Annotated in this window: 23 protein-coding genes and 1 pseudogene; 20 read left to right on the forward strand and 4 right to left on the reverse strand. The window is 71.9% G+C overall.

The features are described from left to right. Positions 1-153: 153 nt before the first annotated feature. Entirely contained in the window at positions 154-2,175 is a 2,022-nt protein-coding gene (locus tag O1Q96_RS18120) for a beta-galactosidase (RefSeq protein ID WP_269249176.1), read from the forward strand. A gap of 76 nt (positions 2,176-2,251) precedes the next feature. Continuing rightward, positions 2,252-3,820 (forward strand): glycoside hydrolase family 53 protein, encoded by a 1,569-nt coding sequence (locus tag O1Q96_RS18125; protein WP_269249177.1) that lies wholly within the window; start codon positions 2,252-2,254, stop codon positions 3,818-3,820. A gap of 108 nt (positions 3,821-3,928) precedes the next feature. Here O1Q96_RS18125 and O1Q96_RS18130 read toward each other — a convergent pair whose 3' ends face one another. Further along, positions 3,929-5,440: an AMP-binding protein gene (locus O1Q96_RS18130; RefSeq protein WP_269249178.1), complete on the reverse strand. Its 1,512-nt coding sequence runs from the start codon at positions 5,438-5,440 to the stop codon at positions 3,929-3,931. 134 nt (positions 5,441-5,574) lie between these two features. Between O1Q96_RS18130 and O1Q96_RS18135 the strand changes: the two genes are divergently transcribed. The 11 genes and pseudogenes from O1Q96_RS18135 to O1Q96_RS18185 all read left to right on the forward strand — a co-directional run. After that, entirely contained in the window at positions 5,575-5,970 is a 396-nt protein-coding gene (locus O1Q96_RS18135) for a nuclear transport factor 2 family protein (RefSeq protein WP_217457633.1), read from the forward strand. A 48-nt stretch (positions 5,971-6,018) separates the two neighbouring features. Then, positions 6,019-6,495, forward strand: a complete 477-nt coding sequence (gene crcB / locus O1Q96_RS18140) for a fluoride efflux transporter CrcB (RefSeq protein ID WP_269249179.1) — start codon at positions 6,019-6,021, stop codon at positions 6,493-6,495. Beyond that, a complete protein-coding gene (locus O1Q96_RS18145) occupies positions 6,492-6,695 on the forward strand; it encodes a putative PII-like signaling protein (RefSeq protein WP_331276044.1) in 204 nt (67 codons plus the stop codon). The genes crcB (O1Q96_RS18140) and O1Q96_RS18145 overlap by 4 nt, the downstream gene beginning before the upstream one ends. Beyond that, on the forward strand, positions 6,692-7,066 hold the full coding sequence (crcB, locus tag O1Q96_RS18150) for a fluoride efflux transporter CrcB (RefSeq protein WP_269249180.1): 375 nt from the start codon (positions 6,692-6,694) through the stop codon (positions 7,064-7,066). Before O1Q96_RS18145 ends, crcB (O1Q96_RS18150) begins: the two co-directional genes overlap by 4 nt. 137 nt (positions 7,067-7,203) lie before the next feature. Further along, complete coding sequence (locus O1Q96_RS18155) at positions 7,204-7,893, forward strand: FadR/GntR family transcriptional regulator (RefSeq protein ID WP_269253633.1); 690 nt, start codon at positions 7,204-7,206, stop codon at positions 7,891-7,893. Next, positions 7,890-9,341 (forward strand): amino acid permease, encoded by a 1,452-nt coding sequence (locus tag O1Q96_RS18160; RefSeq protein WP_269249181.1) that lies wholly within the window; start codon positions 7,890-7,892, stop codon positions 9,339-9,341. Before O1Q96_RS18155 ends, O1Q96_RS18160 begins: the two co-directional genes overlap by 4 nt. Continuing rightward, entirely contained in the window at positions 9,338-10,390 is a 1,053-nt protein-coding gene (locus O1Q96_RS18165) for an asparaginase (RefSeq protein ID WP_269249182.1), read from the forward strand. Before O1Q96_RS18160 ends, O1Q96_RS18165 begins: the two co-directional genes overlap by 4 nt. A gap of 101 nt (positions 10,391-10,491) precedes the next feature. Next, positions 10,492-11,889 (forward strand): aspartate ammonia-lyase, encoded by a 1,398-nt coding sequence (aspA, locus tag O1Q96_RS18170; RefSeq protein ID WP_269249183.1) that lies wholly within the window; start codon positions 10,492-10,494, stop codon positions 11,887-11,889. 224 nt (positions 11,890-12,113) lie between these two features. Next, a complete protein-coding gene (locus tag O1Q96_RS18175; protein WP_269249184.1) occupies positions 12,114-13,046 on the forward strand; it encodes a glutaminase in 933 nt (310 codons plus the stop codon). Beyond that, positions 12,953-14,560, forward strand: coding sequence for a polyprenol phosphomannose-dependent alpha 1,6 mannosyltransferase MptB (mptB, locus tag O1Q96_RS18180; protein WP_269249185.1), 1,608 nt, complete (start codon positions 12,953-12,955; stop codon positions 14,558-14,560). Before O1Q96_RS18175 ends, mptB begins: the two co-directional genes overlap by 94 nt. Next, positions 14,557-15,441 (forward strand): annotated as a pseudogene (locus tag O1Q96_RS18185) (glycosyltransferase 87 family protein); the annotation flags it as partial. The gene mptB and the pseudogene O1Q96_RS18185, both read left to right, overlap by 4 nt. Before the next feature lie 239 nt (positions 15,442-15,680). Here O1Q96_RS18185 and O1Q96_RS18190 read toward each other — a convergent pair. Continuing rightward, complete coding sequence (locus tag O1Q96_RS18190) at positions 15,681-16,949, reverse strand: D-alanyl-D-alanine carboxypeptidase family protein (protein ID WP_269249186.1); 1,269 nt, start codon at positions 16,947-16,949, stop codon at positions 15,681-15,683. Between the two features lie 214 nt (positions 16,950-17,163). After that, positions 17,164-18,306, reverse strand: a complete 1,143-nt coding sequence (rho, locus tag O1Q96_RS18195; protein ID WP_269249187.1) for a transcription termination factor Rho — start codon at positions 18,304-18,306, stop codon at positions 17,164-17,166. Between the two features lie 409 nt (positions 18,307-18,715). Between rho and O1Q96_RS18200 the strand changes: the two genes are divergently transcribed. The 6 genes from O1Q96_RS18200 (at position 18,716) to O1Q96_RS18225 (ending at position 23,885) form a co-directional block, all read left to right on the forward strand. Continuing rightward, on the forward strand, positions 18,716-19,903 hold the full coding sequence (locus O1Q96_RS18200; RefSeq protein ID WP_269249188.1) for a flavin-dependent monooxygenase: 1,188 nt from the start codon (positions 18,716-18,718) through the stop codon (positions 19,901-19,903). A gap of 39 nt (positions 19,904-19,942) precedes the next feature. Continuing rightward, on the forward strand, positions 19,943-21,226 hold the full coding sequence (locus tag O1Q96_RS18205; RefSeq protein ID WP_269249189.1) for a cytochrome P450 family protein: 1,284 nt from the start codon (positions 19,943-19,945) through the stop codon (positions 21,224-21,226). Positions 21,227-21,321: 95 nt separating this feature from the next. Next, complete coding sequence (locus O1Q96_RS18210) at positions 21,322-22,074, forward strand: SgcJ/EcaC family oxidoreductase (protein ID WP_269249190.1); 753 nt, start codon at positions 21,322-21,324, stop codon at positions 22,072-22,074. Then, positions 22,071-22,412 carry a YciI family protein gene (locus O1Q96_RS18215; protein ID WP_269249191.1) on the forward strand — a complete coding sequence of 114 codons (342 nt, stop codon included), beginning with the start codon at positions 22,071-22,073 and terminating at the stop codon, positions 22,410-22,412. The genes O1Q96_RS18210 and O1Q96_RS18215 overlap by 4 nt, the downstream gene beginning before the upstream one ends. After that, entirely contained in the window at positions 22,409-23,683 is a 1,275-nt protein-coding gene (locus O1Q96_RS18220) for an RNA polymerase sigma factor (RefSeq protein ID WP_269249192.1), read from the forward strand. Before O1Q96_RS18215 ends, O1Q96_RS18220 begins: the two co-directional genes overlap by 4 nt. 49 nt (positions 23,684-23,732) lie before the next feature. Then, positions 23,733-23,885: a hypothetical protein gene (locus O1Q96_RS18225; protein WP_269249193.1), complete on the forward strand. Its 153-nt coding sequence runs from the start codon at positions 23,733-23,735 to the stop codon at positions 23,883-23,885. An 85-nt stretch (positions 23,886-23,970) separates the two neighbouring features. Here the strand turns inward: O1Q96_RS18225 and O1Q96_RS18230 are convergent, their stop codons facing one another. Next, positions 23,971-25,554: an alpha-amylase family glycosyl hydrolase gene (locus O1Q96_RS18230; protein WP_269249194.1), complete on the reverse strand. Its 1,584-nt coding sequence runs from the start codon at positions 25,552-25,554 to the stop codon at positions 23,971-23,973. 267 nt (positions 25,555-25,821) lie between these two features. On the opposite strand from O1Q96_RS18230, the gene O1Q96_RS18235 reads away from it, so the two are divergent. Next, a complete protein-coding gene (locus O1Q96_RS18235; RefSeq protein ID WP_269249195.1) occupies positions 25,822-26,559 on the forward strand; it encodes a class I SAM-dependent methyltransferase in 738 nt (245 codons plus the stop codon). Positions 26,560-26,739: the final 180 nt, after the last annotated feature.

Genomic DNA, 26,739 nt, shown 5'->3' on the forward strand with positions numbered 1-26,739 from the left:
TGCGGAGGCCTGCCATGCTTCTGTGAGCGTTCACAGTAGAGAAACATCCAGGACACTTGTCAATGGTTGTTGCTGTGCGGTTATGTTGGCCCCGCGCCGCTGGCGCTGTGTGTGCACGTTCCCAAAAGATCGAATCACCGCGGGAGACAATCCATGCCGGAGACCAACCCCAAGGGCCTCACCGGGCTCGCCTTCGGTGGGGACTACAACCCCGAGCAGTGGCCGGAGGACGTGTGGCCCGAGGACGTCCGGCTGATGCGCGAGGCCGGCGTCACGATGGTCAGCGTCGGCATCTTCTCCTGGGCGCTGCTGGAGCCCTCGCCGGGCACGTACGACTTCGGCTGGCTCGACCGGCTGCTGGACCTGCTGCACGAGAACGGGATACGCGCGGACCTCGGCACGCCGACGGTGGCACCGCCCGCCTGGTTCTACCGCGAGCACCCCGACGCCCTGCCCGTGGCCGCCGACGGCACCCGCTACGCGTTCGGCTCACGCGGCGCCATCTGCCACAGCAACCCCCACTACCGGTCGGCCGCCGCGAACATCACCACCCAGCTCGCCACCCGGTACGCCGAGCACCCCGCCCTCGCCATGTGGCACGTCCACAACGAGTACGGCGTCCCCGTGTCGGCCTGCTACTGCGAGAGCTGCGCCGCGCACTTCCGCCGCTGGCTCGCCGGGACGTACGGAACGGTCGACGCGGTCAACGAGGCCTGGGGCACGGCCTTCTGGGGCCAGCGGTACGCGGATCTCGACCAGATCAACCCGCCGCGCGTGACCCCCACCGTCGGCAACCCGGCCCAGGCGCTCGACTACAAGCGGTTCGCCGACGCCACCATGCGCGAGAACTTCGTGGCCGAGCGGGACATCCTGCACCGTCTCTCGCCCGGCATCCCGGTCACCACGAACTTCATGACTGCCCTCAGCCAGTGCGACTCCGTCGACTACTGGGCGTGGGGCCGTGAGGTCGACCTCGTCAGCAACGACCACTACCTGATCACCGACGGCCGCCGTACGCACGTGAACCTCGCCATGGCCGCCGACCTCACCCGGTCCGTGGCGGGCGGCGCCCCCTGGCTGCTGCTCGAACACTCCACGTCGGGTGTCAACTGGCAGAGCCGCAACCCCGCGAAGGCGCCCGGCCAGATGGCCCGCAACTCCCTCGCCCACGTGGCCCGGGGTTCCGAAGGCGCCATGTTCTTCCAGTGGCGGCAGTCGCGGCGCGGCGCGGAGAAGTTTCACTCGGCGATGCTGCCGCACGCCGGCACCGATTCGCGCGTCTGGCGTGAGGTGGTCGAACTCGGCGCGTCCGTCGACTCGCTCAGCGCGGTGCGCGGCACCCGCACCCGGGCCGACGCCGCCGTGCTGTGGGACTGGCACTCCTGGTGGGCCCAGAACCTCCAGTGGCGTCCGAGCGAGGACCACGATCCGCGCGAGCGCGCCGACGCGTTCTACGAGGCTCTCTACGACCGCCACCTCACGGTCGACTTCGCCCACCCGGAAGCCGACTTGTCGTCGTATCCCCTTGTCGTCGTGCCCGCGCTCTACCTGATGACGGAGGCCGCCGGGCTGAACCTCAAGGAGTACGTCGAAAGGGGCGGCACGCTCGTCGTCTCGTACTTCTCCGGCATCGTCGACGAGCACGACGCCGTGCACGACGGCCCGTACCCCGGCCCGCTGCGGGACGTACTCGGTCTGACCGTCGAGGAGTTCTCCCCGCTGCTCGCGGGCGAACAGGTCCGTATCGCCGGACTCGACGGCTCCGACCTCTGCGGTGATGTGTGGAGCGAGTTCGTGGTGCCGCGCGGAGCCGAGACCGTGTGGACGTACGCCGACGGGCTGACCGCCGGGCACCCGGCCGTCACCCGGCACCGCCTCGGTGAGGGGTCGGCCTGGTACGTGTCCACGCGACTGGCCGCCCAGGGGCTCGACGCGCTCCTCGGCTGGGCCGCCGACGACGCCGGGATCGCGCCGCGCGCCGAGCTGCCGCGGGATGTCGAAGTGGTGCGGCGGGAGGGCGAGTCGGGCTCGTTCCTCTTCGCGGTCAACCACTCCGGTGCCGACGCCAAGGTGCCGCTCGACGCGCCCGGCACCGAGCTGCTCACCGGTGAACGGGCCGCGGGGTGCCTGGCGGTGCCCGCGGGAGGCGTACGGGTCGTACGGCTCGACGCCTGAGCCGGTCCGCTGATTTCACCTCCGCCCCACAACCGGGGTACGGATGCCCACCACGTCGAAGGGACGACGGACGACGATGTTCCATCCCAGACGCACACTCAAGGCCCTGCTCCTGCCGCTGGCAGCCGGACTGGCCCTCACCGCACTGCCCGCGCAGAGCGCGAGCGCGGCCAGTACCCTCACCAACGCCGGCTTCGAGGCGAACGGAACCGGCACGGCGAGTCCGACCGGCTGGTCGACCTACTCCGCGGGCGGCCAGAACGCCGCCTCCTTCACGGAGTCCGGCGGCCACGGCGGCAGTTACCGGCTGACGCACTACTCGGCCTCCGCCTACAAGGTCGAGACCTACCAGTACCTGTCGGGCCTCACGAACGGCTCGTACAAGCTCACCGCCTGGGTGCGCTCGGGCGGTGGCCAGAACTCCGCCCACATCGCGCTCAAGAACTGCGGCGGCGCGGAACAGCGCACGGACCTGCCGGTCTCGTCCAGCGGCTGGATCCGGATCGTCACCCCCGTCACGGTGACCAACAACCAGTGCACGATCAGCGTCAGTTCCGACGCGAAGGCGGGCAACTGGATCAACGTCGACGACCTGACCTTCACGTCCGGCACGGCGGGCCTGCCCGTCAAGGGCTCCGACGTGTCGTCGCTCGCCAAGAGCGAGGCCAAGGGCGGCGTCTACAAGAACAGCTCCGGCACGACCGGTGACGCCCTCGCCATCCTCAAGTCCGCCGGGCAGAACTACGCCCGTCTCAAGGTGTGGGTGAACCCCGCCGACGGCTACAACAACAAGGCGCGCGTCCTCGCCATGGCCAAGCGCGTCAAGGCGCAGGGCATGAAGCTCCTCGTCGACTTCCACTACTCGGACACCTGGGCCGACCCGGGCGCCCAGTCCAAGCCCGCCGCCTGGTCAGGACACTCCTACAGTCAGCTGAAGACCGACGTCTACAACCACACGTACGACATCCTCAACGCGCTGAAGGCACAGGGCACCACGGCCGACATGGTGCAGGTCGGCAACGAGATCAACGGCGGCATGCTCTGGAACGAGGGCTCGACCTCGAACTGGCCGCAGCTCGCCGGGCTCCTCAACTCCGGCTACGACGCGGTCAAGGCGGTCAGCTCCGGCACGACCGTGGCCCTGCACCTCGCCAAGGGCGGCGACCTGTCCGGCACCCGCTGGTGGTTCGACAGCGCGGTGTCGAACGGCGTGAAGTTCGACGTCATCGGCCTGTCCTACTACGGCTACTGGCACGGAACGCTCGCCGACTTCCAGACCACCCTGGACGACGCGGCGGCCCGCTACGGCAAGCCGGTGTACCTCGCCGAGACGGCCTACCCGTTCCGGCTGGACAGCAAGGACTCGCACGAGAACATCATCGACCTCTCCGGTGAGCTCGTCCCCGGCTACGCGGCCTCGACGGCCGGCCAGACGCAGTGGATGAAGGACGTCGCGAGCATCGTGGAGGCCGTGCCGAACGGCCGTGGTCTCGGGATCTTCTACTGGGAGTCCACCTGGACGGCGGTGACCGGCAACGGCTGGGACCCGACGGACCCCTCCTCGGGCAACGGCTGGGAGAACCAGGCCCTGTTCGGTTACGACAACAAGGCGCTGCCCGCGATGGCGTGGTTCAGCCACCGGTGACGGCGTGAGGGTGTGACGGACGCGGGGCCCGCCGATCGGCGGGCCCCGTTCCTCTCCTGACGGCGGGCCCCGGTCGCCGACGGCAGATCCCGGTCGCGGGCCCTGCCGTCAGTCCCGCCGGAACGGCTCGCGCAGCTTGAACTTCTGCAGCTTCCCGGTCGCCGTACGGGGCAGCGACTCCACGAAGTCGACCCGCTTGGGCGTCTTGAATCCGGCGAGCCGCGTACGGCAGTGGGCGATCAGCTCCTCGGCGGTGACACCGGACCCGTCCGTCACCACGAGCGCGGTCACCAGCTCGCCCCACCTGGCGTCCGGGATGCCGATCACCGCGACCTCACGCACGGCGGGATGCGAGGTGATGACGTCCTCCACCTCGATCGACGAGACGTTCTCACCGCCGGAGATGATGACGTCCTTCTTGCGGTCGGAGATCACCAGGTACCCCTCGTCGTCGAGGTGTCCGCCGTCCCCGGTGTGGAACCAGCCGCCCGCCTGGGCCTTCGCCGTCTCCTCGGGCTGGTCCCAGTAGCCGTCGAGGTTGTGGTTCGAGGCGGTCAGCACCTCGCCGTCCGCGTCCACGTCGACGCGTACGCCGAGGGCGGGCACGCCGGCCCGCCCGAGCCTTCGGGCCCGGTCGGCGGGGTCCAGGTCGTCCCACTCGGCGCGCCCGCGGTTGACCGTGACGAGCGGCGAGGTCTCGGTGAGGCCGTAGATCTGGATGAACTCCCAGCCCAGCTCGACCGTCACGCGCTCGATCGTGCGTGTCGGTGGCGGGGCGCCCGCGCAGACGATGCGGACCCGGTCGCGGCCGGGGATCTCACCGTCCCAGTCGGCCGCCGCGTCGAGCACGGCGTTCAGGACGGTGGGCGCCGCGCACATCAGGGTGACGCCGTGCCCCTCGACGCGGCGCAGGATCTCGGCGCCGTCGATCTGCCGCAGCACGATGTGCCGGCCGCCGACGCCCGTGACGCCGTACGGCATGCCCCAGCCGTTGGCGTGGAACATCGGCAGCGTGTGCAGATAGACGTCACGGTCGCTGATCGTGGTGTGCAGACCGAACACGGCCGAGTTCAGCCACAGGTTGCGGTGCGTGAGCTGAACCCCTTTGGGGCGGGCGGTGGTTCCGGACGTGTAGTTGACGCTGGCCGTCGCGCCCTCGTCCGGCTCCGCCCACTCCCGCGGCTCGGCCCCGTGCAGGAAGAGGTTCTCGTCGTCGCCGAGTACGAACCTGTGCTTGACGTCGAGGGAGTCGAGGACGTCCGCGCAGGAGGGGTCCGCGTAGACGACCGAGGCGCCGGAGTGCCGGACGATGTAGTCGATCTCGGTCCGGGTGAGCCGGAAGTTCACCGGAACGAGGACTCGCCCCCAGCCGGAGACCCCGAAGAACGAGGTCAGCAGACGCGCCGAGTTCTGTGAGACCACCGCGACCCGGCCGCCCACCGGGACGTCCAGCTGGTCGAGTCTGGCCGCCTGGGCGCGGGCGAGCGCCGCCAGTTCCCGGTACGTGGGCTCGCCGAGGCCGGGCCCGGGCTGTTCCGGTTCGTCGACGACGGCGACGCGGTCCGGATAGACGTGGGCCGCGCGGTCGAGGAAGTCACGGACGGTCAGCGGGTAGTACACGACAGCACCTCCGGGTCGGTGGTTCCTACCTACCTCGCCGGGCCGTCTCCGTATCCCCGCACCCGTTGCGGATTGCCGGAAGCCCGGAGTACTGTCCGGCACACCTAATCAACATATTGAGTATGAGGTGGATGATGCACCCCTTCCGCAAGGCGGTCGAGGACGGCGACCACGCGGCCGTGGTCGACCTGCTCGCCGAGGACGTCGTGTTCACCAGCCCCGTGGTCTTCAAGCCGTACGCCGGAAAGCCCATCACCTCGGCGATCCTGGGCGCCGTCATGCACGTGTTCGAGGACTTCCGCTACATCCGCGAGATCGCGAACCCCGACGGCCGTGACCTCGCCCTCGTCTTCGAGGCACGCGTGGGGGACCGTGCTCTCCAGGGATGCGACTTCCTGCACTTCGACGAGAGCGGCCGGATCGACGACTTCACCGTCATGGTCCGCCCCCTGTCGGCGGCCCAGGCGCTCCAGGCGGCGATGGCGGCCCGCTTCGACGCCATCGCGAAGGAGGCGTCGGGCGCGTCCTGACCTGCTGGAGCTAGTCTGATCTCCTGCCACGACCAGGAGACGCGCGCCATGACCACCCCCCACTCCAAGGCGGCGGACGAACCCGCGGCCCTCCGCGCACCCGCCCGGCGGCCCTCGGTGTGGCGAGGGCAGGGGCCGGCCGTGGCAGTGGTCGCGGCGGGCGGCGCGATCGGCGCCTCGGCGCGCTACGGAGCCTCACTGCTGTGGCCCTGGCGGACGGACGGCTTTCCCTGGACGACGCTCTGGGTCAACGTCGTCGGGTGCTTCGTGATCGGCGTCTTCATGGTCGTCGTCACGGAGGTGTGGGCGGCCCACCCGCTGGTGCGGCCCTTCTTCGGCACCGGTGTGCTCGGCGGCTTCACCACCTTCTCGACGTACGCCGTCGACATCCAGAAACTGGTCGGGGCCGGCCACCCCCGCACCGCCCTCGCCTATCTCGCCGGCACCCTCCTCGCGGCGCTCGCGGCGGTCTGGCTCGCGGTGTTCTCGACGCGCCGCGCCCTGGTCCGCGGGCGGCGGCGATGAAGCCGGACGAGGGCCTGCCGACGGCCGCCGTCATCGTCGACACCGCGGATCGTGCACGGGCCGTGCTGCCGGAGCCCGAGGAACCGGTGGGGGAGGGGGCGTCGCTCCTCGACGGCTGCGAGGTGATCCGGCACGTCGGCCGCGACGAGGCCGCCGGCGAACCGGATGACACGAGCGGGAAGGGTGAGAAGGCGCCGTGAACTGGATCCTGGTGATCGCCGGTGGCATGGTCGGCGCACCCCTGCGCTATCTCACCGACCGCGCGGTGCGGTCGCGGCTCGACTGCGCCTTCCCCTGGGGTACCTTCGCCGTGAACGTCGCCGGCTGTCTGATCCTGGGCGCCCTGACCGGCGCGGCCGCGGCGGGAGCGGCTTCCTCCCACCTCCAGCTGCTGCTCGGCACGGGCCTGTGCGGCGCCCTCACCACGTACTCGACGTTCTCGTACGAGACGCTGCGCCTGGCCGAGGACGGAGCCCGCTTCCATGCCGCGGTCAACGTGATCGCAAGCCTGGCCGTGGGACTCGGCGCGGCTTTCGCGGGGGTCTCGGTGGCCGAGGCTCTCTGGGCGTAGCCGCCGGTCAGCCCGGGGAGTCCGGGCGGTCGTCGGCCTCACACCCTTGACAGTCACCTCTCGTTCCCCGCAGGATCACCCCCGTGAACCTGTCAGACAGCCAGACAGCTGGCTCCGTGCCCAGGCGTATCAGTGCCATGGAAGCCGTGCTCGGGCATCTTCGCGGTGCCATCGAGCGCGGTGACTACGCCGTGGGGGACAAGCTGCCCTCCGAGGCGGAGCTGTGCCGACGGCTGGAGGTCAGCCGGCCCGTGCTGCGGGAGGCCCTGCGAGCGCTGCAGACCATGGGGCTGACCGTGTCCCGGACCGGCAAGGGCACGTTCGTCCTGTCGAGTGGACCCGTCGAGGACCCCACCTTCGGCGACTACGCGGCCAGTGACCTCATGGAGGTCCGGCGGCACGTCGAGATCCCGGTGGCCGGCTACGCCGCCGTGCGCAGGACGCCCGAAGACCTCGACCACCTGGCTCACCTGCTCGAACGGATGGAGCGCGAGACCGACACCACCGCATGGGTGGCCATGGACACGCTCTTCCACCTCGCCGTGGCGCAGGCCGCCCAGAACCCGGTCTTCCGCCGGGTGATCGAGGAGATCCGGGACGCACTGGCGCGTCAGTCGGCGTTCCTCAACGAACTCGGCGGCCGCCGCGAGCAGTCCAACCGCGAACACCGCGCCATCGTCGAAGCCCTCATCGACGGCAGCGCACACGACGCGACCGAGGCCATGGCACACCACCTCGACCGCGTCGAGACGACCCTCACCGCGATCGTGCGCCCCGAGCGCACCGACCCCGCGGAAACCCCCACGGAAGGCGAACCCCCGGCGTGAGCGAGCAGTTCCTCGAAGAAGAGACAGGGCGGACACGGAAGACGGGCGGACATGTCGACGTCGGCGACGCGGGGTACAGCAAGTCCCTGAAGGCCCGGCACGTCAACATGATCGCCATCGGCGGGGCCATCGGCACCGGCCTGTTCCTCGGCGCCGGCGGCCGGCTGGCCGAAGCGGGCCCGTCCCTCTTCATCGCGTACGCGGTCTGCGGAGTCTTCGCCTTCCTCGTCGTCCGGGCCCTCGGCGAACTCGTCCTGTACCGGCCGTCCTCCGGCGCCTTCGTGTCGTACGCCCGGGAGTTCCTCGGCGAGAAGGGCGCGTATGTCGCGGGCTGGATGTACTTCCTCAACTGGGCCACCACCGGTATCGCGGACATCACCGCCGTGGCCGTCTACACCCACTACTGGGGCATGTTCTCCGACATCCCCCAATGGGTGATCGCGCTCATCGCGCTCGCCGTCGTCCTCACCGTGAACCTCATCTCGGTGAAGATGTTCGGTGAACTGGAGTTCTGGTTCGCGATCATCAAGGTCGGCGCGCTCGTCGCCTTCATGCTCATCGGCATCTTCCTGCTGGCCACCCAGCACCCTGTCGACGGCCATTCCCCCGGCCCGTCCCTGATCACGGACAACGGCGGCGTCTTCCCCAACGGCATGCTGCCCATGCTGCTGATCATCCAGGGCGTCGTCTTCGCGTACGCGTCGGTCGAACTCGTGGGCGTCGCGGCGGGCGAGACCGAGAACCCCGAGAAGATCATGCCGAAGGCCATCAACTCGATCATGTGGCGCGTCGGCCTCTTCTACGTCGGTTCCGTGCTGCTGCTGTCGATGCTGCTGCCCTGGAACAAGTACACCGGCGGGGAGAGCCCCTTCGTCACCGTGCTCTCCAACATCGGCATCCCCGCGGCCGGCGGCGTCATGAACCTCGTGGTGCTCACCGCGGCCATGTCGTCCCTGAACTCCGGTCTGTACTCGACCGGCCGCATCCTGCGCTCCATGGCGATGTCCGGCTCCGCGCCCCGGTTCACCGGCGTCATGAGCCGCAGCCAGGTCCCGTACGGCGGAATCCTGCTCACCAGCGGCATCTGCGTCCTCGGCGTCGGGCTCAACTTCGTCGTCCCCGCGGACGCGTTCGAGATCGTCCTCAACTTCGCGGCGATCGGCATCCTCGCCACCTGGGGCATGATCATGGTCTGCCACCTGCAGTTCTGGCGGAAGACCGAGGACGGCGAGCTGGACCGCCCGAGCTACCGGCTGCCGGGCTCGCCCTGGACCGAGCTCGTCACCCTCGTCTTCCTCGTCTCCGTGCTGTTCCTCATGTACGCCGACGGGGGAGCGAGCCGTACGACGGTCCTGTGTCTCCCGCTGATCGTGGCGGCACTGGTGGCGGGCTGGTTCGGCGTACGGGGCCGGGTCTCGGCCGTACGCAAGGGCGGGGCGGACGCGTGAGCCCCGACGCCCTTTCCGGTTGCGGGAGCTCACTCGCCGCGGCCCCCTCGGTCCGGGAACCGCTGCACGCGCCCGTCGCCCATCTCGTACGCGGCGGTGTCATCGAGGGAATCCACTACGGATCGGTGGTCGTGCTGGCCGCCGACGGAAGCGTGGAGCTGCAGATCGGCGACGTCGAGGCGGCCTTCTATCCGCGCTCGGCGCTCAAGCCGGTGCAGGCGGTGGCGATGCTGCGGGCCGGACTGCCGCTCGACGGCGACCTGCTCTCACTGGCCGCCGCCAGCCACTCCGGCGAGGAACGCCATCTCGCCGGCACCCGGCAGATCCTCGAACTCGCCGGACTCGCCGAGGACAACCTGCGCAACGTCCCGGACCTGCCGTTCGACCCGGTCGTCCGGGAGGACTGGATCCGGGCCGGGCGGCTGCCGTCGAGGCTCGCGCAGAACTGCTCGGGCAAGCACGCAGCCATGCTCTACACGGCGCGGCTGAACGGCTGGTCGCTCGACGACTACCTCGACCCCGCGCATCCGCTCCAGCAGGCGATCGCGGAGATCGTCGAGGACCTCACCGGACAGGCCGTCGCGCAGGTCACGGTCGACGGCTGCGGCGCTCCGCTGTTCGCCGTCTCGCTGCACGGCCTCGCGCGTGCCGCCTCCCGGATCACCGCGGCCCCGCCCGGCACTCCCGAGGCTCGGGTGGCCGACGCGATGCGCGAGCACGCCGAGATGGCGTCGGGCTCCGGCCGTGACGTCGCCGCGCTGATGCGTGCCGTACCCGGGCTGCTCACCAAGGACGGCTTCGAAGGTGTGCAGGTGGCGGCGCTGCCGGACGGCCGTGCCGTCGCCGTGAAGATCTCCGACGGGGCGGACCGCGCACGGGTACCGGTCACCGCTGCGGCCCTCGCCCGCTGCGGCGTCGACCCGGCCGCGCTCACCGAGTTCGCCGGGGCGCCGCTCCTCGGGGGCGGGGCGGTGGTCGGGCACATCAGGCCGACGCGGGCCCTCGACCCGCTCACGCGGACGCCGGAGCGACCGGCCCGGCACGGCTGACCGACCAGCCTCGCGTGAACCTCGCGAACACCGGGCCGCTCGGAACACCGTGCCCATCCGCTTCAGCCATCAGAGACATCAGAGAGAAGACAAGCACCGACATGAGCGTCCGCAGCGAGCACGACCTCCTCGGCGACCGTGACGTCCCCGCCGAGGCGTACTGGGGGGTGCACTCCCTGCGTGCCAGGGAGAACTTCCCCATCACGGGGATGCCGATCTCCGCGTACCCGCACCTGATCGAGGCGCTCGCGGCGGTCAAGGAGGCCGCCGCCCGTGCCAACGAGGAGCTCGGCCTGCTGGAGCCCCGGAAGGCGGCCGCGATCGTCGAGGCCTGCCGGGAGATACGCGAGGGCAAACTGCACGACCAGTTCGTCGTCGACGTCATCCAGGGCGGGGCCGGCACCTCGACCAACATGAACGCCAACGAGGTCGTCGCCAACCGGGCGCTGGAACTGCTCGGCCACGCCAAGGGCGAGTACGCGTTCCTGCACCCGAACGAGGACGTCAACCTCGGGCAGTCGACGAACGACGTCTACCCGACGGCCGTCAAGGTCGCCACGGTGTTCGCGGTGCGCGGGCTCCTCGACGCGATGTCCGTCCTTCAGGACGCCTTCGCGGCCAAGGCCGTCGAGTTCCGCGACGTGCTGAAGATGGGCCGCACGCAGTTGCAGGACGCGGTGCCGATGACGCTCGGGCAGGAGTTCTCGGCGTACGCGGTGATGCTGGACGAGGACCGCAGCCGGCTCGCGGAGGCCGTCCAGCTGATCCACGAGATCAACCTGGGTGCTACGGCGATCGGTACCGGGCTCAACGCGCCCGCCGGATACGCCGAGGCGGCACGCCGGCACCTCTCGGACATCACCGGGCTGCCGCTGGTCACCGCGGCCAACCTCGTCGAGGCCACGCAGGACTGCGGGGCGTTCGTCCAGATGTCCGGGGTGCTGAAGCGGATCGCGGTGAAGCTCTCCAAGAGCTGCAACGACCTGCGGCTGCTGTCCTCCGGGCCGCGGGCCGGGCTGAACGAGATCAACCTGCCGCCCGTGCAGGCCGGTTCGTCCATCATGCCCGGCAAGGTGAACCCGGTGATACCCGAGGTGGTCAACCAGGTCGCCTTCGAGGTGATCGGCAACGACGTCACGATCACGATGGCGGCGGAGGCGGGGCAGCTCCAGCTGAACGCGTTCGAGCCGATCATCCTGCACTCGCTGTCGGAGTCGATCACGCATCTGCGGGCGGCCTGCGTCACGCTGGCCGAGCGGTGCGTGGCCGGGATCACGGCGAACACCGATGCGTTGCGGGTGACTGTGGAGAACTCGATCGGGCTGGTGACCGCGCTCAATCCGTACATCGGCTACTCGGCGGCCACGGACATCGCGAAGGAGGCCCTCGCGACGGGGCGCGGCGTGGCCGAACTGGTCCTGGAGAAGGGGCTGCTGCCGGCGGATCGCCTGGCGGCGCTGCTTCGTCCGGAGGTCGTGGCGGGGTCGTCGGCCGGCTGAGGGGAGGAGGGGCCGTGCGGTGCCCCTTGCCCTCTGTCGCCTGCCTGCCTTGCGTGGCCGGGTGCGGGTGGTTCGTGGCCGGTCGCGCAGTTCCCCGCGCCCCTGGCGGGCGCAATTCCTTGCACCCCAGCAGTGCATGGCGGCGTACACCGGGCGGCGACGGTGCCCCGCCAGGGGCGCGGGGAACTGCGCGACCCGCGCCACCCCTCTAAGCGGACGGCACAATGGTGATCATGAGTTCGCCTCTGACCTTCCAGCCGATCCTGCACCGCATCGCGGCCGAGATCGAGGAGACCCCGGGTCGTGGTCGCCCCGCCGACTACATCCCGGCGCTCGCGGCCTGCGACCCGCACCGGTTCGGCATGGCCGTCGCGGAACTGGACGGCACGGTGTACGGCGTCGGCGACTGGCGGCAGCCGTTCTCGACGCAGTCCATCACCAAGGTCTTCACCCTCGCGCTCGACCTGGCCCGCGAGGCCGACGAGCTGTGGGAACACGTCGGCCGCGAGCCGTCCGGCAACCCCTTCAACTCCCTGGTCCAGCTGGAGTACGAGAGCGGCATCCCCCGCAACCCCTTCATCAACGCGGGCGCCCTCGTCGTCACCGACCGCCTCCACTCCCAGACCGGCGACGCCTCGGGCACCCTGCTCGACTTCCTTCGCGCGGAGAGCGGCAACGAGCACCTCTCCATCAACCAGGACGTCGCCGCCTCCGAGTCCGCCAACGGCGACCGAAACGCCGCGCTGGGCCACTTCATGGCGGCGTACGGGAACATCGGCAACCCGGTCCCGGTGCTCCTCGACCAGTACTTCCGCCAGTGCTCCATCGAGGCCTCCTGCGCCGACCTCGCCCTCGCCACCGGCTTCCTCGCCCGCCACGGCATCCGGGCGGACGGCTCCCGCCTCCTGACGCAGAGCCAGGCCAAGCAGGTCAACGCGGTCATGCTCACCTGCGGCACGTACGACGCGGCCGGCGAGTTCGCCTACCGGGTGGGCCTGCCCGGCAAGAGCGGCGTGGGCGGCGGCATCATCGCCGTCGTCCCGGGCCGCTGCACGCTCTGCGTATGGAGCCCCGGCCTGGACGAACGCGGCAACTCGGTGGCGGGAGTCGCCGCCCTGGACCGCTTCACGACGCTCACGGGCGTGTCCGTGTTCTAGGGACCGCCTTGGGGACGGCCGTTCGGTCGGCCGGTGGCCATGCCGCGGCCGCCGTGCGGAGACAGGGGCGTCGTCTTCCGGCCACCCCGCGTTGCCACGCTGACCGGGTGTTGGCCAAGGACTTCTCCGTCGATCTGCGTCACTGCCGGCTTCTCGGGCTCGCGGGCTCGGTCGTCCTCGCGGCGGGAGGCGAGACGGCCGGAGCGCTGCCCGTGCGGGAACTGCCGTCGCTCGCCTCCGGGCGCGCGGCACTCGGCCTGGTCGGCGTGTACTTCGGAGTGGTCCTGCTCGTTGCCGCCTGGGCCCTGCTGGGGCGCGTGCTCCGCGGGCCCCAGCCGCCGGGTCCGCGGTCGCTGCTCGTCGTGCTCGCCGTGTGGGCCACGCCGTTGCTGCTCGCGCCGCCCCTGTTCAGCCGGGACGTCTACAGCTACCTGGCCCAGGGCGCGATGGTCGACGCGCACCTCGACGTGTACACGCACGGCCCCGCGATACTCGGCGGGCCTCTCGCGGACGAGGTGGCACCGGTGTGGCGGCGGACCGCGACCCCGTACGGCCCGGTCTTCCTCGCCGTCGCGTCCGCACTGTCCGGGCTGACGCGGGGCGAGGTCCCGGCCGGGCTGTTCGGGATGAGGGTCGTCGCGCTGCTCGGCGTGGCGCTGATGGCGGCCTCGCTGCCGAGGCTCGCCCGCCACAGCGGCGCGGACCCCGCCGCCGCGCTGTGGCTCGGCGCGCTCAACCCCCTCGTACTGCTGCACCTGGTGGCCGGCGCGCACAACGACGCCATCATGCTGGGCCTGCTCGGCGCCGGCCTGGTGGCGGCCCTCGGCCGGTGGCCCGTCCTCGGCGCGGTCCTGGTCACCCTGGCCGCGCTGGTCAAGGCCCCTGCCGTACTCGGGCTCGCGGCCGTCGTCGCGCTCCAGGCGCGTGCGGGCCGGGGCCCGGTGAAGGCCACGGTCACGACCGGGGCCGCCGCGCTCGCCACCACCCTCGGCGTGACCGCCGCGGCCGGTACGGGATACGGCTGGATCGGCGCGCTGAGGACGCCCGTGTCCCCGCAGAACTGGTCGCCCACCAGCGTCCTGGGCCGGGCCACCGGCGCGCTCCTGCGGGACCTGGGCAGCGATCTCGCTCCGTTCGCGCTCCCTGCCTGGCACGCCCTGGGACTGGCGGTCACCGCGGTCGCCGTCCTCGTCATCTGGCTGCGCCGCCCCCGCCCCAGCCCCGTGTACGCGCTGGGCCTCAGCCTGGCGACGGTGGCCGTGCTGGGCCCGGCCGTCCGCCCCTGGTACGCGCTGTGGGGTCTGTTCCTCATCGCCGCGGCCGCACCCAGTGCGTCCGTACGCCACCGCATGGCGGCCGTGACCGGCGCCCTCGCCCTCGCCGTCCTGCCGAGCGGCGGCCCGCCGGACGGCGAACAACTGGCCCTGGCGGTGTCGGGCGGGATGCTCGGGCTGGTCGTCCTCTGGCAGGCGCATCGGACGTCGGACACGCCCGTCCTGGGGCGGGCGGCATGAGGCTGTCGGGCACCGACCGGGGGCGGCTGCTCTTCGTCGTCGCCCTGGCCGCCGCCGTGACCCTCTTCACCGCGACCGTGCCGTTGCTGCGGGACTGGTTCGACCTGCGCGTGTACCACGGGGCTGTCGACGCGTGGGTCCACCACGGCGGCCGGCTCTACGACTACCGGGTGCCGGGGACGGCGTACGGATTCACCTACCCGCCGTTCGCGGCGGTCAGCATGCTCCCGATGGCCCTGCTCGGACTGCGTGCCGCGATCGCCGTATGCCTGCTGCTCAACCTCGCCGCGACGGCTTTCGTCCTGCACGTACTGGCCGGGCACAGGCTGCGCCGGTACGGGTGGTTCGGCCTGGCCGTGACGGTCTGTCTGCTGGCACTCCTCGAACCGGTCCGCGACACGTTCAGCTTCGGCCAGGTCAACCTGGTGCTGCTGGCCCTCGTCCTCGGCGACGCCCGGCTGCTGGCGACGGGCCGGGGTCGTTGGGCGGGCGTCGGGATCGGCCTCGCCGCCGCGGTCAAACTCACGCCCGCGATCTTCATCGTCCTGCTGCTGCTCGCCCGGCGCCCGCGTGCGGCGGGGACGGCGACGGCGGTCGCCGCGGCCGCCACCGCCCTCGCGGCCTGGGCCGCCCCGGACGCCTCCCGCTTCTACTGGACCGAGGCGGTCTGGGACACGGCACGCATCGGCCGCCTCGCCTACGTCTCCAACCAGTCGATGCAGGGCGTACTGGCCCGGCTCGCCGACCCCGCGGAACCGAGCCGCGCCGCCTGGGCTCTGGCGGCGCTCGCCGTCCTCGCGGTGTGGGTGTGGCGTGTGCGCCGGGCCGTCGCCGTGGACGACGTCCTCGGTGCCTTCGCCCTGACCGCGCTCGCCGCCTGCCTCGTCAGCCCGATCACCTGGGTGCACCACCTCGTCTGGCTGCTGCCCGCGCTCGCGATCCTGGCCGGGGCGGGCCTGCGGCGCAGACGGCTGCTGTGGCTCGCCGGGGCGCTGTACGTCCTGCTGTGCAGCAGCGTCGTCTGGCTGTGGTTCGACGACGCGTCGGGCATCGACGGGTTCGTCGGCGCCAACACGTACGTGTGGATCACGCTGGGTCTGCTGTTCGGCCTGCCCGTCGGTCAGTTCCGCATGGAGCGCCCGCCGTGCAGCCGGAGGACCAGCCACACGCCGGCCGCGCCGAGACCGGCGGCGCCCGCCAGCGTCCCCGCTTGCGCCAGCCAGTCACCCGGACCGTCGGACTCGTCGTCGGCCTTGTCACCGGGTGCCGGCGCACCCGCCTGCGGTGCCGTCGCCGATCCGGGACCCGGCTGAGGCGCTGCCGCCGGCGCCGGGGCGGCCCGTGGTACGGGACGCGGCAGGAGCGACCCGACCGGCTCGACCCGCCCGGCGGCCCCGAAACCCCAGTCGAGCAGCGAGCGGCTCTCCTCGTACACGGCGAACCTGCTGCCCGACTGAGGGTTCATCACCGTGACGACGAGGGTGCGCCCGCCTCGGCGCGCGGCGGAGACGAGCGTGCTGCCCGCCCGCGAGGTGTAGCCGTTCTTGATGCCGATGAGCCCCCGATAGGGCGCGACCCCGTCGGCGCCGGTCAGCAGCCGGTTGGTGTTCTGGATCTCGTACGCCCAGCCCCCGGCGGGGAACTTCGCACGGACGGTGGCGCAGTAGCGGACGAAGTCCGTGTTGCGCAGACCGGCGCGCCCGAAGACGGCCAGGTCGTAGGCGGACGACACCTGGCCCGGCATGTCGTAGCCGTCGGGGGAGACGACCTGAGTGTCGCGGGCGCCCAGGGACTGTGCCTTGGCCTGCATCTGGGCAGCCGTGCTGCGCCAGCCGCCGTTCATCTCGGCGAGGACGCGGACCGCGTCGTTGCCCGAGTTCAGGAAGACGCCCCGCCACAGGTCGGCGGCCCGGTAGGTCCGCCCGGCGGCGACTCCGACGAGGCTGCTGCCGGGGCCGATGCCCGCCAGGTCCTGCTCGGTGACGGTGTGCCGGACCGCCGCGGGCAGCACGGGCAGCACGGTCACCGCGAAGAGTGTCTTGAGCGTGCTGGCGGGCGGCAGCCTGAGGTGGGCGTTGTGTGCCGCGAGCACCTCGCCGGTGTCGGCGTCGGCCACCAGCCACGACCGGGCGGAGATGCCCTGCGGCACCCTGGGTGCCCCCGCCCGGGGGCGGACGTGCGTCCCGGGGCGGTCCAGCGTCGATGGGGGAGGGGTTGCGGTGCTCGGAGCGGGTCCGGCGGGTGCGCTGCCCGTGCCGGCGCGGGACCCGGTGGCGGTCGTGTCCGCTCCGCCGAGGGCCGCGGCCGGTCCCGGTGCGAGGGCGAGCGCCCCGACGGCACAGAGGGCGGAGCAGGAGACAGCCGTGCGGGCAGAGAATCCGATGGTCATACTGCAAACGTAGGAACGCCCAGGTCGCACAGCGGGCTGCCCCGGCCGAACGGAGCCGTCGAACACCCGGATGCCGCAACGGCCGTTCGCCGGCCCACCGCCGACGAAGCCCCGAAGCGCAGTCCGGCGGCGGCTCCCGGAGCCCGGCGGCCCCAGGCAGGAGACGGGCAGGTTCACGGCCGCGGTGGCGGTCAGCGCGTCGTGCGGGCACGGTCTACTGACCGCCCGGCACCGTCTGCTGGACCTGCTTCAGGAACGTCGCGTTGTTCGGGGTCTGCCGCATCCGCTCCAGCAGGGTCTCCAGGCCGGCCTGGCCCTCCCCGCGGGAGATCAGGGCGCGCCGCAGGCCTCGCAGGGCAGTCAACTCGGCTGCCGGGAGGAGGAGTTCCTCGCGGCGGGTGCCGGACGGGGTGATGTCGACGGCGGGATAGACGCGGCGGGACGAGAGGGCGCGGTCCAGGCGGAGCTCCATGTTGCCCGTGCCCTTGAGTTCCTCGAAGTAGAAGTCGTCGGCGCGGGAGCCCGTCTCGACGAGCGCCGTGGCGAGGATGGTGAGGGAGCCGCCCTCCTCGGCGAGCCGCGCGGCGCCGAAGAGCCGCTTGGGCCCGTGGAGCGAGGCCGCGTCGACACCGCCGCTGAGGGTGCGGCCACCCGCGGCGGCCACGTTGTTGTGGGCCCGGCACAGCCGGGTGAGCGAGTCGAGGAGGATCACGACGTCCTGGCCCGCCTCGACCCGCCGCTTGGCGTGCTCCACGGCCAGCTCGGCGAGCGCGATGTGCTGCTTCGGGCTCTGGTCGAAGGTGGAGGCGAGCACCTCGCCCCGTACGGAACGGCGCATGTCGGTCACCTCCTCGGGGCGCTCGTCGAGGAGCACCACCATCAGATGGGCCTCGGGGTGGTTGCCGGCCACGGCGGCGGCCAACTGCTGGAGCAGTACGGTCTTGCCGGTCTTGGGCGGGGCCACGATCAGGCCGCGCTGGCCCTTGCCGATCGGTGCGACCAGGTCGACGAGGCGGGTGGACAGGCCGCCCGCTGGATGTTCGAGCCGCAGCCGCTCGCGGGGGTGCAGCGGCGTGAGGTCACGGAAGTGCGGGCGGCCCCGTGCCTCGTCGGCGGGGCGGCCGTTGACACGCTCGACCTCGGTGAGGGCGCGCTGCCGGCCGCGTACGCCTTCGACGAGGTCGCCCCTGCGCAGGCCGTGGCGGCGGATCAGCGCGGCGGGGACCTGGAGGTCGGCCGCCTGGGGGAGCAGGTTCTCGGTACGCAGGTGGCCCTGCCCGTTCGAGGTGATGTCGAGTACGCCGGTGGCCTGCTCCTGTGTGACCGGGGCGGGCGGGCGTTCGAGTGTGGTGGTCATGAGGGGTGTCCTTTCGCGGACGGGTTCGTGTGTGTGGTCGTGCGGGATGGGGGAGAGAGGCCGGGGCGGGGGCGGTTTCGTCACGCCCGCACGGCGGATGCGTCACCTCTCGGGCCGCGGTACGCCGGGGCGAAGGCCCACGGCTGTACCGCTCGTGCGTGCCGTACGGCGAGGCATCCGCGGTGCTACGCGGTGCTCGGGCCGTACGGAGAGAGGTGGTGCGGAGAAGTTGCTGCGCCGGTCGATGTCGACGGGCCGATCAGCAGGATGAGAACGAAATCTGCACCGGCGCCATGAGGAGGCGTACACAAGTGCTGACGGAACTGTAGCACTACCTTGTCCGGTGAGGGGCGATCGGCCGGATTTCGTGGCGTTGACAGAGGTGACGCCTCGCGTCACGGTGGTCGGCATGGCCGATGCCTCGATCGTCGAACGCGTACGGGAACTGAGGCCGCTGATCCGGCAGAACGCGGTGCGCGCCGAGCGCGAACGGCGTGTGCCGGACGAGGTCGTCGCCGCACTGAACGGCACCGGGGTGCACCGGATGAACGTCCCCCGGCGGTACGGCGGTCACCAGACCCCGCTGGGCATCCAGGTCGACGCCTTCGCCGAGATCGCCGCCGAGTGCGGTTCCACGGCGTGGGTGACGCTGAGCCAGGCGGGAGTCTCGTACATCGCGGCGCTCTTCCCCGACGAGGCACAGGACGACTTCTTCACCGGGCCGAGCGGTCCGGACGCCAGGATCGGCGGCACGCTCGTCCCCGGCGCCACGGCGGTGCCGTACGACGGGGGCTACCGGGTGGACGGCGCCTCCGCCTTCGCGACCGGCTGCCATCCCGCGGACTGGCATCTGCTGACGGCCGCGGTCGCCCCGGTGGACGGGCGGTCCGGAGAGGGGCCGCCGGAGGTGCTGTGGGTGGCGGTGCCGATGTCCGAGTTGGAGATCCTGGACGACTGGGACACCGCGGGTCTCGCCGGTACCGGCAGCAACACCGTCGTGGCCCGGGACATTCCCGTCCCCGCGCACCGGGTGCTGCCGGTCGGGCCGATGCTCGCCGGGCAGTTCCCGTCGAAGGCCAACGCGGACGACCCGTGCTACCGCATGCCGGTGCTGCTGCTGTTCTGCGCCTGGGCGGCGTCGGCGGCGCTGGGCCTCGGGCGGGCGGCGATGACGGAGTTCGGTGAGCGCATCCACCGGCGCGGCATCACGTACACCTTCCACGAGCGGCAGAACGAGGCGACCGTCACCCATCTCCAGGCCGCCGAGGCGCAGATGAGGATCTCGGCCGCGGAACTCGTGGCCGCCCGGCTGGTCGCCGAGATCGAGACCAAGGCCCACGACGGTGGCTCGTACACCCCGCGGGAGCGGGCCAGGATCCGCGCCGAGAGCGGCTATCTCACGCGGCTGTGCAAGGAGGCCGTGGATCTGCTCGCCTCGGCCGCCGGTGCCTCCTCCCTCCAGCGGGACGTGCCCATGCAGCGCATCGTCCGTGACATCCACGCGCTGAGCCTGCACTCCTTCGTCAACCCCACCACCAACCTGGAGATCTACGGGCGCGTACTCTCGGGCGTCGACCCGGGCACCCCGTTCCTGTGACGGCCTCCGACGGCCGTCGACGGCAGTCAGGAGACTGTGTTGGACAGCACGGCCGCCGAACCGTCGAACAGCGCGCCCGGAACGTCCGGCGCACCGCACCGCCTGGACCCGGCGGGCGGCTGCCCGCACGCCGACAACGCGCGCCTTCTCGCCCAGGGTGCCGTCGCGGCGGTCGTCCTGCCCGGCGAGGTGGACGGCATGGCCGTGCTGGGCCACGAGGCGCTGAAGGAGTTCCTCGCACATCCCCAAGTCGCCAAGGGTGCAGAGCACTTCACGGCACTGCGGGAGGGCCGCACAGCCGCCGGGTGGCCGCTGGCGACCTTCGCGACCGTACGGGGGATGACGACCGCGGACGGCGACGACCACCGGCGGCTGCGCTCACTGGTCAGCAAGGCGTTCACGGCCCGCCGGGTGGAAGAACTGCGGCCGCGCATCGAGGAGTTGACGGCCAGTCTGCTCGACGACCTGCAGCAGGCGGCCGAGGACGGCGGGGGAGTCGCCGACCTGCGCGCGCACTTCGCACTGCCGCTGCCGATGGGAGTCATCGGGGAACTGCTCGGTGTGGACGCCGAGTACTGCGACCGGCTCCACCTCCTCTCGAACCAGGTCGTCGCCACGGACATGGGCCCGGACCGGGTCCTCGCCGCCAACCGGGAACTGGTGGCCGTGCTGGGCGAGGTCGTCGCGGCCAGGACCGGGCGGCCGGGCGACGACCTCACCAGCGCCCTGATCGCCGCCCGAGACGAGGGCGGTGAGCGGCTCACCCACGAGGAGCTCATCGGCACCCTGATACTGATGATCATCGCCGGGCACGAGACGACGCTGAACCTCATCACCAACGCCGTGCGCGCCCTGTGCGGCCACCGCGACCAGCTGGAGAGGGTCACGCGCGGCGAGGCGGCCTGGGCCGACGCCGTCGAGGAGACGCTGCGCTGGGACGCGCCCGTCAGATACTTCCCCTTCCGCTACCCGGTCGCGGACCTGACGGTCGACGGCACCGTCATCCCCCGGGGCACGCCCGTCCTCGCCGGCTACTCGGCCGCGGGCCGTGACCCGGCCGCGCACGGCCCCGACGCCGACCGCTTCGACGTCACCAGGCCCGGCAGGGCCGGGACCACCCGGCATCTGTCCCTCGGCCATGGCGCCCACTACTGCCTCGGCGCCCCTCTGGCCCGTATGGAGTCCGCCATCGCCCTGGAGAGGCTGTTCGCGCGCTTCCCCGACCTCCACCTCGCCACGCGGGAGGCGGACCTGTCCCGCCACTCCAGCTTCGTGGGCAACAGCGTCCGGGCGCTTCCCGTACGGGTGTCACGACGGAGGTGATCCCGGCCGGCCGGAGCAGTCCTGGTGAGGTGTCGATCCGGCCGTGGTCCGTTCGTCGGTGGGGTGCAGGGACTTCTTGAGCACCGGGAGGACACATGAAGTACATGCTGCTGGTCCGCGGCGAAGACTCCGACGATCCCGCGGCCGGGGAACCCGTCGGACTCTGGGCCGCGGAGCAGGGAGCGCGCGGGGTACGGCTGCACGGTCACCGGCTGCGGCCCTCCACCGAGACGGTCACCGTCCGGGTGCGTGACGGCGAAGTGCTGCGTACCGACGGTCCGTTCGCGGAGACCAAGGAGATCGTCGGCGGTTTCGACGTCCTGGAGTGCCGCGACCTGGACGAGGCGCTGGAGGTCGCCGCGAGGCATCCCGGAGCCGCTGACGGCTCGGTGGAGGTGCGGGGCCTGTGGGACGACGAGGACGCCGAGACGCGGATCCGCCGCATCGACGCGGAGCTGACCGCGGCCGCCCGGGAGCGGGACGCCGGGCGGATGGCCGCCTGCTACGCGCCGGACGCGGAGGTGTTCCACCCCATGAGCGGTCTGGAGCAGCGGGGAGCCGACGCCTTCCGCACGGCACAGGAGTGGTGGTTCTCGACCGTGAGCGGCCCGGTGGACCGCGAGGTCGTCGAGTTCCGGGTGCGGGTGGACGAGAGCGTCGCGTTCAGTCACGCGCTCGTCCGGATGCGGGCCACGCTCACGGACGGTGAGCCGCTGGACAGCACGCTCCGGGTCACCACCGGCTACCGTGCCGCGGGTGACCGGTGGAGGATCGTCCACCAGCACATGTCCGTCCCGTTCGACGCGGGCATCACGGGAATCGCCGGAAACGAGGAGGACCGGTCATGAGGTACGTGCTGTTCATCTGCACCCCTGTGGGCGGCGACGAGCCGAGCCCCGAGGAGATCGCCGACGACCCGGGCTTCACCTCGTACATCGACCATGTGCGCAGCAGCGGAGTGGTGAAGGGCGGCGCGCGGCTGCGGCCGGCCTCCGACGCCACCACCGTGCGAGTCCAGGGCGACGAAGTACTGCTCAGCGACGGCCCGTTCGTGGAGTCCAAGGAGTACGTCGCGGGCTTCGACATCATCGAGGTCGCCGACCTCGACGAGGCCATCGCACTGGCGTCCAGGCATCCCGCCGCACTCGGCGGCGGCTCGGTGGAGGTGCGGCCGGTCTGGGTGTGAACCACGGCGAGGCGGCGGACCGCACGGAGGAGGCCGTCGCCACCGCATTCCGCGATGAATGGGGCCAGGTCGTCGCCACCCTGATCCGGGTGACCGGCGACTGGGACCTCGCCGAGGAGTGCGCACAGGACGCCTTCGCCCAGGCCCTCGACCGGTGGCGCCGGGACGGCGTGCCGCGCCGCCCGGGCGCCTGGCTGACCACGACTGCGCGCAACCGTGCCCTGGACGTGCTGCGCCGGAGAGCGGTGGGGGCGTCGAAACTGCGGGAGGTGGCGGTGCTGGCACGGGACGGCGACTCGTCCGACGGGTACGGCCCGCACATCGGCGACGGCAGCGGTGTCACGGACGACCGGCTGCGGCTGATCTTCACCTGCTGTCATCCGGCGCTGCCCATCGAAGCCAGGGTCGCCCTCACCCTGCGTACCCTCGCGGGGCTCACCACGCCCGAGATCGCCCGCGCGTTCCTCGTCCCCGAGGCGACGATGGCGCAACGCCTCGTGCGGGCCAAACGCAAGATCCGCAACGCCGGCATCCCGTACCGGGTGCCGCCCGCGCACCTGCTGCCCGAACGCACGACGGGGGTCCTGGGCGTGGTGTATCTGCTCTTCAACGAGGGGTACGCGGCGACGTCCGGCGCCGACCTGCTGCGTACGAACCTCTGCGTGGAGGCCGTCCGGCTGGCCCGGGTGCTGGCCCGTCTCATGCCCGACGAGCCCGAGGTGCTCGGTCTGCTCGCGCTGCTCCTGCTGCACGACTCCCGGCGCGGCACACGCGTGGACGCGGCCGGAGAGCTGGTCACACTGGAGGACCAGGACCGCACGGCATGGGACCGGGCGGAGATCGACGAGGGCGCCGCCCTGCTGGAGGGCGCCCTGCGCCGGGGGCGGCCCGGCCCCTACCAGATCCAGGCCGCCATCGCGGCCTGCCACACCACGGCGGCCACGGCCGAGGAGACGGACTGGGCCGACATCGCCGCGCTGTACGGGGAGTTGGCGCGCCGCGTCCCGTCGCCCGTGGTGCGCCTCAACCTCGCGGTGGCCGTCGGCATGGCCGAGGGCCACGAGGCAGGACTGGACCTCGTCGCGGAGCTGGAGGTGTCCGGGGACCTGGCGGGGTACCACCTGCTGCCCGCCACGCGTGCGGACCTCCTGCGGCGCTCGGGACGCATGGACGAGGCCGCCGAGGCGTACGGGACGGCGCTGGAGCTGGTGGAGAACGACGCCGAGCGCCGCTTTCTGCGAAAGCGGCTCGCGCAGTGTCGATCGGCTTAGAGCCCGTTCGTCGGTGGGGTGGAAATACCCCACGACTCCGGAGGTTCCGATGACCGCCACCGTTCCCGCCCGACGCACCGGAAAGCTCTTCGACCTGCTGTCTCCGCGCCGTCCACGACCCGCGCGACCCGCGCCGAAGGCGCCGACCGTCGACGGGGGCGGCCCCGACGTCTGGCTCGCGGGCATCCGGCTCGGAGGCTGAGCCATGGCTGCCGCGGCATCCGGAGCGGGTCCGCCCGGCTCCCCGTACCGACCCGCCCCACGGTCGAGCGCTCGGGGCTGCCCGGTTACCCGGGCAGCTCGAAGATCCCGTACCCGAACGCCTCGGCGGTGATCGTCCCGCCGTCGGCGCCGACGCCGGACACTTCGAGAGCCCGGCCGGGCCTGATGTTCCCGAGGGGGCAACTCGCCTGACCCTGCTGGGGGTTGACGATGACGAGATACCGCCCGCCGCGCACGTACACGAAGGGGTAGCCCGCGTGCACCACCTCCACCGAGCCGTCCGGCCCGAGTTCGGGAGTCGCGGTGCGCAGCGCGATGAGACGGTGCACCAGATGGAGGAGAGAGGTGTCGTCGGCGCGCTGGGCGGCGACGGTGGGGCGGTCGGGGGCGGGGTCGACCGGGAGATAGGGGTGCTCGGACGTCGAGAACCCGGCGTTCGGGCCGTCGTCCCACTGCATCGGTGTGCGGGAGCCGGCGCGGTTGTAGCGGGGACCGAGCACGCTGCCCTCGGTGTCCGGGAGTCCGGGGACGTACCGCATGCCGATCTCGTCGCCGTAGTAGATGGCGGGCAGGGTGGGCCACGTCAGCTGGAAGACGAAGGCGGCCGGGAGCTGATCGGCCGAGCGGGGGCCGCAGTTGAGGCGGGAGAAGTCGTGGTTGGACGTGGGCAGGGAGATGAAGCCGCTGCTGCCGAGAGCCGTCGACGCCTGCTGCCAGGCCTCGACGAAGGGTCGCGGTGAGCCCTTGCCGCTCGCGTCGAAGAAGCAGTCGAGCGGGTCCCATTCGAGGTTGACGGTCCCGGAGCCGTTGCTCCACAGCGAGCGCAGCGCGAGGCCGTCGGCGGGTCCGCCGAACTGGAGGAAGAAGTCCGTGTGGAACCCGGCCGGGATGGAGATCTCCGGCTCGCCCCACTCCGAGAGCAGCACCGCCTCCGGGTGCGTGCGGTCCAGCCAGTGTCGCAGCTCCGTCCAGATCCGGCTCGTCTCGGCCTTGCCCGGGTCGTCCTTGACGAGCGACGAGGCCATGTCGACACGGAAGCCCGACAGCCCGAGGCCCAGCCAGTGGTCCATGATCGTGCGCAGCGCCTCGCGGTTGGCGCGGGGGCCCTCCGCGTCCACCGGCTGACGCCACGGCTCGTCCGGACTCTCGCGCGCGTAACCGAAGTTGAGGGCGGGCTGGAAGGCGAAGAAGTTCGGCAGGTACGCCCCGGGCCGGCTGCCCGGCGAGGCCACGAAGCCGTCCGTGCCGCCCTGGGGTGCCCAGATGTAGCGGTGGTCGTCGGGGTCGTTGGCCGATGCGGTGAACCACGGGTGCCGGTCGGAGGTGTGCCCCGCGACCAGGTCGAGGAGTACGCGGATACCGCGGCGGCCGGCCCGGTCGACGAGCTTCGCCAGGTCGTCGTTGGTGCCGTAGCGGGGCGCCACGTTCAGGTAGTCGGCGACGTCGTATCCGGCGTCCCCGAAGGGGGAGACGAAGCACGGATTGAGCCAGACCGTGTTCACCCCGAGCCAGGACAGGTGATCCAGCCGCTCGGCGATGCCGTCGAAGTCGCCGATCCCGTCGCCGTTCGAGTCCGCGAACGACTGCGGGTAGATCTGGTAGAACACGGCGTCGGCCAGCCAGGCGGGAGCGGGTCGGAAGGAGGTCATGGACCGGTACAGCCTTTCCCTGGGCGATACGTCGGACGCGTGACGGCACCTGCGACACCGGATCACGGACCGGCGTCGGCATGGCATCGGCACTGTCGAGGGTGACAGGGCAGGGGAACGTCCGGGAAGGCCGCGCCATGGCCATGGCCCGCGGAGGCGGCTTCCCGGCCGCCGTCCGCAGGGTGCCGTCGTGCAGGTCGCCCGACCCGGGGCCGTCGTCGTCCGGGCGCGCCGCGTCCCGCCGCGCAGGCTCTAAGCTGATCGGCGATGTTCACCCCGCAAGGCCCCACGTTCCGCGAACTCGCCGTGCAGGCGCTGTCGTCCGTCGAGCACGGCTACGACCTGCTCGCACCGAAGTTCGACCACACCCCGTTCCGGACCCCGGACCCGTTCCTCCGGTCCGCGGCTCGGGTCCTCGGGGGAATCGGGCCGTTCGACAGGGGGCTCGACCTGTGCTGCGGCACCGGTGCGGGCATGGGCGTGCTGCGGACGGTCTGCCGGGAGCGCGTCACCGGCATCGACATCAGCGCGGGCATGCTCGCGGTGGCGAGGGAAGGCGCGCGCCCCGGCGGGCCCTCCGCCACATGGGTGCGCGGGGACGCACGCGCCCTGCCGTTCGGCCCGGCCTTCGACCTGGTGGTGAGCTTCGGGGCGTTCGGGCACTTCCTGCCCAGGGAACTGCCGGGACTGTTCACGCAGGTCCGCTCGGTGCTCCGGCCCGGCGGGCGGTTCGCCTTCCCGATCGTGGCTCCGGCCCGCCCCGGGTCACGCGGCTACTGGGCCATGCTCGGATTCGACGCGGCGATGCGGGTGCGGAACGCGGTGTGGCGCCCGCCGTTCGTCATGTACTACCGGGAGTTCCGGCTCGGCGACGTACGCCGGGAACTGGTCCGCGCCGGCTTCGCGGTCGAGCTGTACGCCCTGCCCGAGTTCGGCCGCAGGAGCGACGGCAGCCCGCGCTGCCGCATGGTGGTGGCCACCGGCCCGGGCGCACGGATCACCTGACGTAGTCGTCGGCCCGCCTGTTGTGACTGCCCCGGCCCGGGGACGTGAACACCGCCCGGGCCGTCTCTCGGCCGGGTGGTGGGCCAGGGCTGCCGCCAGGTGGGCGCGCACCGGGCGTCAGGGATGCGTCAAGGGTGGACGGAGCGCCGTATGGGAGGTGTCAACGGCGGCCGCATCCGG

It is taken from the genome of Streptomyces aurantiacus, from assembly GCF_027107535.1.
Classification (GTDB): domain Bacteria; phylum Actinomycetota; class Actinomycetes; order Streptomycetales; family Streptomycetaceae; genus Streptomyces.